Here is a 12,378-nt window from a genome sequence, read left to right as displayed (position 1 = left end):
CCGCGCTGATTCGCCGTGACGGGGAATTGTCTCACCGGCGACCGCTCCGAGGGGCTGTCCGGCCGATCTGTCCACAAGCGAGTTCTACGGGGACGTCCGATCGCCGGCGGCGGCGCCCTATGGGGCCCATAAGGTCTTCAAAACCCTGGACAATCCGATTCTGCAGTCATCCTTGGTGGCATGGCGCACGACCCGCCCCAAGACCGGCACGATCGACTCGACGAGATCGCCGAGTTGTTGGCGGCCGGGCTGATCCGGCTTCGAGCCAAAGAGTCCAGTCGAAAGTCTCCCGACTTTGGAGAGAGTTCGCTCGACATCTCGCCTGTTTGGAGCGGTCATCCGGATCCGCATACTTCGGATCCGGTCCCATGAACGCATCGGTTCTCGCACAGATCGCCGCCCTGAAGACCATGCCGGCGTCGGCCTTGAAGACCCGCTGGCGCGAACTCTTCGGTACCGAGCCGCCGCCCTTCAACCGACGCTTCCTGGAAAGCCGGTTGGCGTACCGAATCCAGGAGCTCACCTATGGCGGCCTGAAGCCCGAGACCCAGGAGCGGCTCCGCGCCCTTGGCGAGCAGCTCGCGAGTGCGCGGGCCAAACCGCATCGACCCAGCAATCGAAACCGGCCGATCTCCGGCACCCGCCTGATTCGGGAGTGGCAGGGTGTCGAGCACGCGGTCACGGTGCGCGACGCCGACTTCGAGTACCAGGGTCGTCCCTACAAGTCGCTCTCGTCGGTCGCCCGCGCCATCACGGGCACGCGCTGGAACGGCTGGCTCTTCTTCGGCCTCGAGCGACAGCGGAGCAGACCGTGACCAAGCCGGTGATCCGCAAGGGGCGCTGTGCGGTCTACGCCCGCAAGTCGAGCGAGGAAGGGCTCGACATGGAGTTCAACAGCCTCGATGCCCAACGCGAGGCGTGCGAGGCCTTCGTCGCGAGCCAACGGTCCGAGGGCTGGCTGCTGGTGCCCGACCGGTACGACGACGGCGGCTTCTCCGGCGGCACCCTCGAGCGCCCGGCGCTGCAGCGCCTGATCACCAACATCGAGCAGGGTAAGATCGACGTCGTCGTTGTCTACAAGATCGATCGCCTGTCACGCTCGCTGATGGACTTCTCCAAGCTGGTCGAGGCTTTCGAGCGCAACGACGTCACCTTCGTCAGCGTCACCCAGTCGTTCAACACCACGACCTCGATGGGCCGGCTGACGCTGAACATCCTTCTCTCCTTCGCTCAGTTCGAGCGCGAGGTGATCGGCGAGCGCATTCGCGACAAGTTCGCGGCCTCGCGCAAGAAGGGAATGTGGATGGGCGGCTGGCCGCCCCTCGGCTACGCCGTCAAGGACCGCAAGCTTGTTATCGTCGAGGCCGAGGCGAAAACGGTCCAGTCGATCTTCCGACGTTTTGCTCAGATCGGCTCGGCCACTCTCCTGGCCCGAGAGCTGATCGCCGAAGGCGTCAGGAACAAACGCGGCAAGCTCATCGACAAGGGCATCCTCTATCGGATCCTGACCAACCGGATCTACCTGGGCGAGGCCGTGCACAAGGGCATCGCGTATCCGGGCGAGCACCAGGCCATCATCGACCGACCGCTGTGGGACAAGGTGCACGCCATCCTCAAGGAAAGCCCCCGACAGCGCGCCGGTGCGCACCGCGGGCGGACACCGGCTTTGCTGAAAGGCCTCCTGTTCGGTCCGGACGGCGCCGCGATGACGCCGAGCTTCACCCGGCGTCGGGGCCGTCTCTACGGCTATTACGTTTCGAACCGCGTGCTGCGCCGGGGGGCCGACCCGGATGCCCCCATTCGCTTACCGGCTGCCGAGATCGAGCGTGCCGTCGTCGGCCAGATCCGAACGCTGCTGCGGGCTCCGGAGATCATCGTGCGCACCTGGCGCAAGGCGAAGCAGACGGTCGTTGATTTGACCGAGGCCGACGTCCGCGACGCACTCCTACGCTTCGATACGCTGTGGGACGAGCTGTTCCCGGCCGAGCAGGCGCGCCTCGTGCGCCTCCTGGTCGACCGCATTGATATCGGCGCCGCCGGTGCCGAAATTCATCTCCGTACCGACGGGCTGACGTGCCTGCTCGACGAGCTCGACACTCGTGCTTCAGCCGAGGCGGCCGAATGAACCGATCGGCGACCAGGCGCAGTGAAACGATCGTAGTCAGCGTGCCGCTCACGATCCGCCGGCGCCGCTGCCGCAAGTTGATCATCGTTCCGGTCGCGGCTCCGGGTTCAAGACCGCCCGCACCTTCCGAACAAGCGCGCAGTCCAGCGACGTCGGCGGGCCATGCCAGCTGGAACTCGTCATCGGCTCCGGTCAGCTATACCAATGCCGCCATCGTAAAAGCGCTCGCGCGCGCCTATCGCTGGCGCCACATGCTGGAGAACGGCGAGTCGCACTCCATCACCGCGATTGCCCGCGCCGAGAAGGTCAACGAATCCTACGCCTGCCGCGTCCTGCGACTCACCCTGCTCGCCCCCGAGATCGTCGAAGCGATTCTGTCAGGCACTGCCGAGTTTTCGCTCGCCTACTTTATGCGTCCTTTACCGGCGACCTGGGCTAAACAGGCAGAGCTATTTCTGCCGAATTTCCGCGACCAGGCTGTATAGTGAAATTTAATTTTCCCATTATGTGAAGACTCCTCCACGAGCGGCCGTTCTGCCCAGGTTGCTTGTTTGCCAACTAATCCATAGGCTGACCTCGATTGAGTACCTATAATTCCGCGACTCTCACTTCGGATCACTGTGGCAGTGGCGCCGCTCGAATCCTCAAACTCAGGCCTGTCCTCGTCGAAGCCCCGATCCGCCTTTGCGGCAACCGTACCCGGCGTCGGCTATGAGCAAACTCTCGCGCCGGAGCATGCAAGTCGATTCGTCTTCGAGGCCCCCGTCGGCGCGATCCTTACCCTGAGTGGGATCGACAGCGCGTCGTTGCGCGAACTCGTCGACGGATCAGCGCATGGCCCGGACGATCGGCGAGCGTTGTTCCTGTCCGTGCAGTCGGCCCCGAGCGTCGAAGCCTATGTAGAGGCCATGATCTCGCGTATGGCCGAGGCCGCCTTGCGGCTTTGGCCGATGTGGTACACTGATGTCAGCTTTGCGAGCTGTAATAATGACACGCTTGGCCGGCAAGCTGCCGGCGTGATCGCCCGTGAAACAGCGGCCATCGTATCGGGAACCAGCGCCGTCTGGGCGGAAGCCGCCACGCGATGCGCGCTCGCCGGCCGGCCACCGCGCATCGACGGTATGCTGGCGGCGATCGAGATAGCTCAGCTTTCGCTCGCGATCTGCCGAGCCGGGCTCGTGCTCGTCGCCGATGCGAACGCCGCCGCCGCGAGACCGAATGCCGACGCGCTGGTTCATGCGCTGGAATGGATCGCCCAGAACGCCCGCGCGGCCGTGATCGTCCTGCTATCCGAGCTGCCACCGCACATTTCGCCGTTCGACCGTATTCTGTACGGCGCTCGCAGCGTGAGTGCATCAATCTGCCGAGACATCTGCACTCCCGAAAACGACGAAGCGCAAGGCCCGGCGGATCTGTGGCTGGCACCCTGGCGCGGAAGTCCCCATCCGATGAGCGAGATCGAGCAGCGACTCGCCGCCATGGTTCGTGCCGACGACGAGCTTGCGTCGCTGTTTCGCTTCAACTGGTCCGTCCACACGGAGCGCGGCTCGTGTTTCCGAGGCGATCTCGTATGGACGGAAGGACGGCTCGTGGTCGAGCTCGACGGATATCCCGACCACTCGACACGCCGGGCATTTCGCTGCGACCGGCACCGCGACTATGAACTGACACTCAGCGGCTATACCGTCCTGCGGCTCGCCAACGACGAAGTCGTGCAGGATTTCGAGCGAGCGCTCGAGAAGATCCGTGATCTCGTGCGCTGGCGCAGGTCGCGATTGAACGAGGAGAGATGAGGTGGGGAAGAAGCCGAAGAAGGCAGTTGCGAAGCCCACGCCGGCCGAGCTGCTCATGCAGAAGCAGGTTCTGCTGCTCTGGGCCATCCTCGGCGAGGGGGGAGGCCGAGACGTTTCACGATCTTCATTAGAGAAAAAGGGAATGCTTCCTGGCGACGACAAAGCCGCGCGCACCGCGCTTGTGGGACGAGGTCTGATAAAACTCGAAATGCGATCAGCGCGCAACGACCAGGGTCGTATGGTCAAGGGACACTGGTTGTCGGTCACCCAGGCCGGCCGCGAGTGGGCAGAGCAGAACCTCGCCGCCGTCCCGGCCCGCGCTTCCGCCGCCGCACCAATTCTGCAAGCATGGTTGACGCGTTTGTCGGGGCATATGAGCAGCCGACAATTATCACTGAAGGACGTGCTCGAGCCCAGTCCCGCCGACCGGCCCGAAGAAGCCCCGGGCAACACGCACGGCTCCGCGGCCGAGCAGGCCGTCGGGCCGGATCACCCGCTCGACTACGAGGCACTGCGCACGCGCATCCGGCAGGCGTATCTCGCGGCCACGGGTGGCCGGATCAATGCGCGCGCTCGTCTGTCCGATATTCGGGCGAGATTGGAGAGCATCGATCGGGCGTCACTCGACGAAGCCCTGAAGCGAATGCAGCGAGAGCAGGACGCCTCGTTGTATCCGTTCGACAACAAGACCGAGATCACCGAGTCCGATCGCGCTGCCGCGATCTATTTCGGCGGAGAGCCTCGCCATATCCTTTGGATCGAACAATGACCCGGGATCTCGACGCCTTTCGTTCGGCCAATTTCAATTGGGTCCGCCAGCTCAAGAGCGTCTGGCGAGATCCGCCTTACCATGTGGCGTCCCTGAACGACCGAGCGGTCGACGACATCGTCTCGTATTTCTTGACGAGCACGCGCTGTACCGATCCGGACGACGAGCCGCCGGGCCGGGTCATCGTCGGTCCGGCCGGATTTGGAAAAACGCACCTGATCGGCGAGCTGCGTCGTCGGGTGTGGGAGAACGAGGGATGGTTCGTTCTCTCGATTTCATCGGGATCAAGGACTTCTGGTCGTCAGTCGCGCTCGGATTCCTGAACTCTCTTCAGGTCCGTGTCTGGAACGGAACGACACAATACGACCGGCTCGTCCTGCGCGTCGCGAAGCTTCTCGATATCGACCAGGAGCTGACCGCGATCGCAGAACGGTGGAGGGGGCGGCCACACGACCTCGTTCTCGAACTGGTTCGCCTGTTCACGACGTCGCTCTCGAGCAGGTACCCGCAGGAAACGACCCGTTTTCGTGACGTCGTCACCGCCCTGATTCTGCTCATTTCCGAGGATCTCGATTGCCACAGCATCGCGCACGGATGGCTGCAGGGCATGACCTTCGATGCGGACGATATTCGTCGGCTCGGGTTCAAGGAGGACAATTCGCCGATCAAGGTGGTCCAAGGACTGTCTTGGATCATGAGCCTGGTCGGGCCGACGCTCATTGCGGTCGACCAGATCGACGCGATCGTGACCGCGAGCGTCTCGGCAGCCCGAACCGGAAACAACGACGCCGGGCTCGAGAAAGCTGAGACGCAATCGATCGTGGATGCGCTCGCCCAGGGCCTGTTGGAGCTTCACGACATCAAGCACCGAGCCGTCACGGTCATCTCGTGCCTAGAGGCGACCTGGACGGTCCTCGAGGACAAGACCGCCGTCCCGATGACAGACCGCTACAAGCCGCCCGTGACTCTTCGTGCGCTGAGCAGCGCCGAGACTGCGCGTGCCCTGGTGACGGCTCGGCTGACGGACGCTTATACCGCATGTGGGTTCGAGCCGCCTTACCCGACATGGCCGTTCGCCGACGCGGCTCTCGAGTCCAGCGTCGGGCTTTCGCCGCGCCAGCTTCTCAAGGCGTGCGACCGACACCAGCAGACATGCCTTGCCGCGGGCACAGTCATGATCTGTGACACGTTCGACCCCGGCGCATCGCATCGTCCACCAGACGACGACAAGGTCGATGGGCTCGATCTCGTGTTGCAGCGGGCGCTCGCGGCCGCGGAAACAGCGGGCCTGCTCGGTCCGGAAGGCGAGAACAAGCTGCAGGAGCTGCTCGATCGGACGTTGCGGGTGCTCGAGAAGCACTACGACCTGCCCGACGATATCGATTCGGCGGTTCAGCGCGACCCCGATCAAATTCGTCCGTCCTTGCACGGACGACTCTCCTTCACGTTCCGCAGCGAGGGCGACCGAGAGCAACACTACTGCTTCCGTATTCTCGAACACACGAATCCTCGGGCCTTTCAGACCCGCCTCAAGGCAGCGATGACGGCGTCTGGTATCGACACCAAGCTGAAGTTTCGTCACTTGTTCATTCTCCGGCGCAGTGAGGCGCCGGGCGGAAAGGTCACAGGTGAGCTGGTCCAACAGTTTCTGAAGGCCGGCGGCAAGTTCGTCGCGGTCGGGGAGGACGACCTCCGAATCCTGGTTGCGTTGGCCGCAATGGACGTGCAGATGCTTCCCGGATTCGACGCATGGCTCCGCCGTAGGCAGCCGCTATTCGGAACGCCTTTGTTCAAGGAGGCCGGACTCTGCCCACCGCCGTTCCTGGCGTCTCGTGCACCGGAGCCGGATGAGGCTCGGCCCGCACCTCAAACCGCGTCGGACGAACCGAAAGCCACGCCGCAATCTTCTGAACCGGGTCCACCACCGGCACCTGCCGGAGCTTCGACTGCGAAGGGGTCCACGAAGCCGGCCAAGCCCCCGCAGACGACCGCAGGTTCCGATCGCCTCATCCCCATAGGTCGACGCTATGCCCACGGGGCGCTCGGAGAACCGGTCATTCTCGCGGCCGATCTGCTGCCGCGCCACGTCGCCGTTCTCGCCGGACCCGGATCGGGCAAGACCGTGCTGCTGCGCCGCCTCATCGAGGAGGCGGCGCTGCTCGGGATCCCGTCGATCGTCCTCGACCCCAACAACGACCTGTCACGCCTCGGCGATGCCTGGCCGGTCAGGCCCGAGACCTGGAGCGACGAGGATATGGCCAAGGCCGACGCCTACCACGCCTGCGCCGACGTCGTGATCTGGACGCCCGGAGTCACGAGCGGCAATCCGATCTCGCTCGACCTGCTGCCGGACTTCGCCGCGATCGGCGACAAGCAGGATTCCGGGACCGAGGACGAGCGAACCCAGGCTGTCGAGATGGCGCGCGCCACGCTCGCGCCTTATCTCGCGGGCGGCGGTCAGAAGGCCAATCTCAAGCAGGGCGTTCTCGCCGATGCATTGCGGCGATTCGCCAAATTCGGCGGCGGCACGCTCGACGAGCTCATTACGCTTTTGACCGAGCTGCCGGAGGACGTCAGCAAGATCGGCAACGCCTCGAAATTGGCGCAGGAGATCGCGAACCAGTTGCTGGCAGCGATCGCGACCAACCCGCTCCTGCAGTCGCAAGGCCAGAGCCTCGATCCGAAAGCCCTGTTCGAAGGTCCGAACGATAAGACGCGCGTCTCGGTGATCAACCTCGCCGGGCTCGCGAGCGATGATGCGCGGGACTCGTTCGTGAACCGCTTGCAGATGTCGCTGTTCACATACATCAAGCAGCATCCGAGCCCGACCGGATGCCTTTACGTGATCGACGAGGCGCAGAACTTCGCGCCCTCGGGAGCCGGCACGGCGTGCAAGGCCAGCGCGCTGTCACTCGCGGCGCAGGCGCGCAAGTACGGTCTCGGGATGCTGTTCGCGACACAGACACCGAAGGGCCTCGACAACAAGATCGTCTCGAACTGCACGACTCACATCTACGGCCGTATGGGAGCGTCGGCGACGATAGACGCCGTGAAAGAGATGATGGCGGCAAAAGGCGGCACCGCCGACGACATCGGCAAGCTGTCGAGAGGCGAGTTCTATTTCTCGACCGAAGGCTCGTTGCGTCCGTTCAAGGTCCGCACCCCGCTCTGCCTGAGCTGGCATCCTGCCAATCCCGCGACGGCGGAAGAGGTCGTTCAGAAGGCGCGCGCCAAGCACGGGTAATTGTTTTTTCAGAGTCAGCCATCGGCCGCGGTCGCGGCTATTCTTGCCAAGCTACCGGCTCGCCGGTCGACCCGAGTTCGAAGGCATGAAGGAAGGCCACGCTCTCGACGGCGAAATTCACCGTGCCACGGGGGCTGGATGGATCAGATCGACCGTGGTCGCCGAGGTGGCGCCGCGCGGCAGCAACGATATGGTAGCAAGCGCCTTTCCGTCCCTCGTGCCATGGCGGCACCCGCCGTCGCGAACCGACAGGGCCTGATCAGCTCTCCTTCCAATCTTACATATAGAAACGATAGCGGGGGTCCGGCGTGGTGCCGTCCGGAACGTACTTGAGAATATCGCCGACCTGACGAGCCGCCTTCAACGTTATCGGAAGCGCTCCGTCGAACTGTGTTCCGTTCCAATTCATCTTTGTAAGAGCCAACGTCTCCTTCAATAGGAAACTCCAGTCCGGTGTGTCCCTGCGCTGCGCGTGCAACAACAGCGGATTGGGAACATAAAGCCCTGGATAAGTTCTGAAGAAGTCGACGCTTCCCCGTGTGTAGAGGATCGTCTGTTCGTCGTCGAGGCGCATTGCCGTCCCGCGAAGCGGCGGATAGACGCCATTCCGGAAGAGGCGGACCGGCGACCTTCGCGGCATCCAAATGAAGTCTGCGATCTCGATCTCTGACTGCTCGATGGCCTTCTGGAAGCCCTCGCGTTCCTCCGGGTGGAATCGCGAGGTCTTGTGGACGACCAACCGGGCTGGATAGTTTCCGTGCTCCCTCTTGTAGGTCTGCAACGCGGTTCGGGTCAGGTTGAAGGCATCCAGAGCCGAAAGGTATGGCTGCCGATCTGTCTTGTCCTTCAGACCGGGCCCCCCCTTCAGTATCAACCCTTCACCTCGATCGTCGAAAAGTTGAGCGGAACTCGTCTGGAGTGAAGTCCCGTCGATCCCCTCGAAGAAGCTGACGCCCATGAACGTGGCCGAGTACTCCCGCTGATCCCGGACCATGCGCCACGGTGTGCCACCGGCCTTGTAGTATAGGGCGCAGAAGAAGTTCCAGGCGCGGGTGGCCTCGTCCTGTACCTTCCGGGTCGAGAGTTCGGCGAGCTTTCGTTTCACCGTGGCGTCATTGTCGTAGGTGGTCGGCCACACGATCTGGATCGGGATGCGGAGCGCGAGCGTAGCCGCTTTCAGCGCGCCACGGAAGTTTTCGATCTCCCTGTCGACTACCGGCGCATCTTCGGCCTCTATCTCGTCTTCGGAATCGTCCGCCGGACTGTCGTCGGGTGGAATGATCCTCATGTTGCTCACCCGCTCGATCACCTCCACAGGAAGTGCACAGATCACGACCTGAGGCGGCTGGTCCTGCTCGGCAAGATCCTTGACTTCGTTCGTGAATGCCTCGACAGCTAAAGCGATAGCCGTGTCGTCGTCCTTTTCCGAAACAATGCGCGATATCAGCAACGGCGACATCGTCCGCACGTGCCGGGTACCGATTTCGAAAGAACAACGGAAAGGACCGAGGATCGTGCTCCCCGGAAAAGCCGGGAAGAGGTTCGGCTGTCGGCTGTTCTTGGCCGGAATACCTCCCTCGCAGCGGCGCAGCCATTCGCCGAGCTTTCCGACTGTCTGGGAGGAGCCCACGACGCCCAGCCGGATTTCCTTCGTCCGCTCGGTCGAGAAATCGACAGGACCGTAGTCCATCAGGCCGAAGCGCACGTCGACATGGCGACCGTTGGCGGCGAATTCGAGCAGGGGTTCGGGAACATGCGAAAGTTCAAAGGAGCTCAAGTTGGGCCCTTTCCATTCGCGTTTTTTCCTCATCCTCCTCGTTTTCACGCCAAAGATCGTCCGGGACACCGAACGGCAACGCAAGTGCCGGAAGGGCCGAAAAAACGAGCAGATCTTTACGCAAGAGATCGGGCTGACGGACCAGGAAGGCCGTCCACATACCAATATGCCCACGAACGCTTTGGTTGGTTTCCAACCGTTTGATGCCGCTCATCCTGTCGGAAGCGTATCGGAATTCGTGGTACCCGTCCGACGTGAAGTGATAAGTCGGCTCGATTGCCAAGTACCAGTCTCCAGAAATCCGAACAAAATTGGCATGAAAGGCATCGTGCCGAAAGTAGGATGGCCTCTCGTCGCCTTTGCGCGTGTATGCCTTCACGACATCCCGAGATGTCTGCTTCTGAAAGGATCGGTAAGCGTAGCTCCTGGTTCGTTTGCCTTTGTCGAGTTTCCAAAAGAGGTACCGACCGCCTCGCCAGTAGGCCAACGGCTCGCGTACCATTTCGCTGAGCGTGCGGTTCAGCAATTCCACGAAGTGACGCCGCGTTACCTCGCCATCCGATTCGCTCCACTGGAGCGTGTCGACCGTGTCTTCGCTTCCTTCTTCAATCACATCGCGAAAGGGAGGCATCGAGATGTCTCGGAAACTGTAAATTCGCTTGCCCCGGAGGATCCAGTCGACGGGTGGGCTTCCGAATCTTTCAACCAGCACCTCTCGGATCTCGGAGTAGCTCATGGACGTCTCCACGACGTGCGTCTTGGCCGGGAAGGCGACCTTCAGGATATTGCGGTCGAGTGTCTCAGCGTTGCGCATCGACGGAACGATCCGTCCGGGAGCCGAAAAGCTCGCGACCGTTGCCGCCAATCCCGGGAGAGCCGCCTCGTTGAGCGCATCCGTTGTTTTGTCAAAGACGATCTTACGCGTTCGTCGTCGGTCCGGGTCCGAGAACCACGTATGGATGGCTTTCCAGAAGATGCCCTCGTCGCTCAACCGGGCGACGAAGAGGACGACGGGTGCATTTGAGCCGAGCCAATAATCGAGATCCTGTTGCCGGCAAATGTAGCTGAAGGTTTCGTCCGTCTCCTCGGTTAAGCGCCCTTCTTTTTGCGTTTTCAGCTGCGCGGTGATCCATTGGGCCCGCACCTCCCCGCTCTGCGGATCTCTCAACTCGAGGAACCCATCAATACCGGCATCAAGCGGTCCGTTGGGCTGGAAGCTCAAGCCGACCGAGAGCAGGCGTACCCCCAAAAGGTGGACGCCCTGCTGTCCAATTCTCTGCTGCTCGGAGATCTTCTTCACTGCAAACCGACTCGCTCCTGGCTGGAAGCTATAGCCATCTTGCAACGGCGGCGCGAGTCCACAGCAGAAACCCGCCCTCCACAGGAAACAGCGCGCCCAAGGCGGTCCCCGGCCATAAGTCGCCATCACGGGTCTCGCTCTCCGGTGCGCGCCAGCGCCCTCGCAATCGGTGAGCGAGACAACCTGCCAACAAAATGAAAGAGGCTCGAAGAGATCGCTATTCCGTAGCGGGGCTTTCCGAGTTCCGTATGTCGGAGGCGAGGTACAGAGCCTTCGGAGAAAACGAGCACCCAGAGAACCGGAACGGCCGGTTCGGCACTTCGTGAGTCCGGAGCCAGGCGCAAAATATGCCAAACTTCAGGAGCTTGTAGCCCCCTGCTTCAGGCCGGAGAATGTTTGCGGCGGTGTATCTGGCGGAGGGAGTGGGATTTTGGAGTTCCGTTTTCCGTTGACATTGCAATCGGATAACAGAACGCCTGTAGCGATACCCACAAACGGCCCCGCGAATCGTCGGTTGAGACTTTGGATTCCGTGTCGTCCAGCGTCGCTGCCGAAACGGACTGCACAGACAAGATGAGATCGATGAGGCAGTCATCGATAGCACGCCGATAGGGATAGTCGACTTTGCAGAGAACCCCTCGACGGTTCGGGTCAAACTCGTCGTCGTCGAAACCCAGCAGTGTGGGAGGCAACCGCTTCGTCCTTCAACCTCGCCAGGAACATCGCGAGGTCCACGGCGCAGATCAGGGTCTTCCTGCCGAACTTGATCGGCGTGAGGTCTCCACGCTTGATCGCCGCGTAGAGCGAGGTGCGGCCGATGCTGAGCAGCTCGAGGGTCTCGGCGACGCTGTAGGTTGCCTTCAACAGGCCGAACGCGCGCGGATCGACGCGTGGGAAATCATCGTCGCCGAGATGACCCTCAGGCCTGCTGTCAGCAGCCGGACGACGTTGGCGGTGGGACCAATCGCGGTCAGGCATGACAGGATCTGCGACCTGCTTTCTGGTCATAACGAGCCCGATAGGACGCCGTTTCTGTCAACAGCGCGGCGAGGCACGATGCGGGTCTTGCCTCCTGAACGAAGCGCGGTGACCAACTCACCCCTCGCCGAAGCTCAGCACGCAAAACGACGCAGCACCGACAGCAACCCGACTACTTCACCTTTCGCATCTTGATGAACGCCCGATCGGTCGCCATGAAACGGGCGATCATCGGCGGAATCAGACGCGCAGGCTCGACCGCCTGCCCGGTGTTGCGGCCGAGCAGCTCGGCGTAGGCGACGAGATCGCGGTGGACCTGGGCGGGCAGATCGAGAGTGAGCTTGACGGGCTTGTCGTCGAGCAGCTCCGAGAGCTTCAGCTTGTCCATGCTG

General features: G+C 62.4%; 11 protein-coding genes. 7 read left to right on the top strand and 4 right to left on the bottom strand.

Annotated features, from left to right (window positions below; genetic code table 11):
- Positions 1-368 precede the first annotated feature (368 nt).
- From CCR97_RS09765 to CCR97_RS09735, 7 genes are all read left to right on the top strand, one after another.
- Positions 369-815, top strand: coding sequence for a DUF2924 domain-containing protein (locus CCR97_RS09765; protein ID WP_111355727.1), 447 nt, complete (start codon positions 369-371; stop codon positions 813-815).
- Positions 812-2,125, top strand: a complete 1,314-nt coding sequence (locus CCR97_RS09760; protein ID WP_111355728.1) for a recombinase family protein — start codon at positions 812-814, stop codon at positions 2,123-2,125. The genes CCR97_RS09765 and CCR97_RS09760 overlap by 4 nt, the downstream gene beginning before the upstream one ends.
- Entirely contained in the window at positions 2,122-2,610 is a 489-nt protein-coding gene (locus CCR97_RS31350; RefSeq protein WP_111355729.1) for a hypothetical protein, read from the top strand. Before CCR97_RS09760 ends, CCR97_RS31350 begins: the two co-directional genes overlap by 4 nt.
- 141 nt (positions 2,611-2,751) lie before the next feature.
- Positions 2,752-3,918 carry an endonuclease domain-containing protein gene (locus tag CCR97_RS32275; protein ID WP_146618654.1) on the top strand — a complete coding sequence of 389 codons (1,167 nt, stop codon included), beginning with the start codon at positions 2,752-2,754 and terminating at the stop codon, positions 3,916-3,918.
- Position 3,919: 1 nt separating this feature from the next.
- Positions 3,920-4,687 (top strand): hypothetical protein, encoded by a 768-nt coding sequence (locus CCR97_RS09745; protein WP_146618655.1) that lies wholly within the window; start codon positions 3,920-3,922, stop codon positions 4,685-4,687.
- Complete coding sequence (locus CCR97_RS09740) at positions 4,684-5,010, top strand: DEAD/DEAH box helicase family protein (protein ID WP_146618656.1); 327 nt, start codon at positions 4,684-4,686, stop codon at positions 5,008-5,010. Before CCR97_RS09745 ends, CCR97_RS09740 begins: the two co-directional genes overlap by 4 nt.
- Positions 4,944-7,931 (top strand): ATP-binding protein, encoded by a 2,988-nt coding sequence (locus CCR97_RS09735; protein WP_111355732.1) that lies wholly within the window; start codon positions 4,944-4,946, stop codon positions 7,929-7,931. The genes CCR97_RS09740 and CCR97_RS09735 overlap by 67 nt, the downstream gene beginning before the upstream one ends.
- Positions 7,932-8,208: 277 nt before the next feature.
- Here CCR97_RS09735 and CCR97_RS09730 read toward each other — a convergent pair whose 3' ends face one another.
- The 4 genes from CCR97_RS09730 to CCR97_RS09715 form a co-directional block, all read right to left on the bottom strand.
- Positions 8,209-9,708 (bottom strand): argonaute/piwi family protein, encoded by a 1,500-nt coding sequence (locus tag CCR97_RS09730; RefSeq protein ID WP_244670349.1) that lies wholly within the window; start codon positions 9,706-9,708, stop codon positions 8,209-8,211.
- Positions 9,695-11,008 carry a DUF4365 domain-containing protein gene (locus CCR97_RS09725; RefSeq protein ID WP_170145699.1) on the bottom strand — a complete coding sequence of 438 codons (1,314 nt, stop codon included), beginning with the start codon at positions 11,006-11,008 and terminating at the stop codon, positions 9,695-9,697. The genes CCR97_RS09730 and CCR97_RS09725 overlap by 14 nt, the downstream gene beginning before the upstream one ends.
- Positions 11,009-11,659: 651 nt before the next feature.
- On the bottom strand, positions 11,660-11,986 hold the full coding sequence (locus CCR97_RS09720) for a helix-turn-helix domain-containing protein (protein WP_111355735.1): 327 nt from the start codon (positions 11,984-11,986) through the stop codon (positions 11,660-11,662).
- Positions 11,987-12,158: 172 nt separating this feature from the next.
- Positions 12,159-12,374: a DUF2274 domain-containing protein gene (locus CCR97_RS09715; RefSeq protein WP_111355736.1), complete on the bottom strand. Its 216-nt coding sequence runs from the start codon at positions 12,372-12,374 to the stop codon at positions 12,159-12,161.
- Positions 12,375-12,378 lie beyond the last annotated feature (4 nt).

The organism is Rhodoplanes elegans, assembly GCF_016653355.1.
GTDB lineage: Bacteria > Pseudomonadota > Alphaproteobacteria > Rhizobiales > Xanthobacteraceae > Rhodoplanes > Rhodoplanes elegans.
The sequence above is the reverse complement of the archived record's forward strand: the minus strand, read 5'-3'. Positions and strand labels throughout refer to the sequence as shown.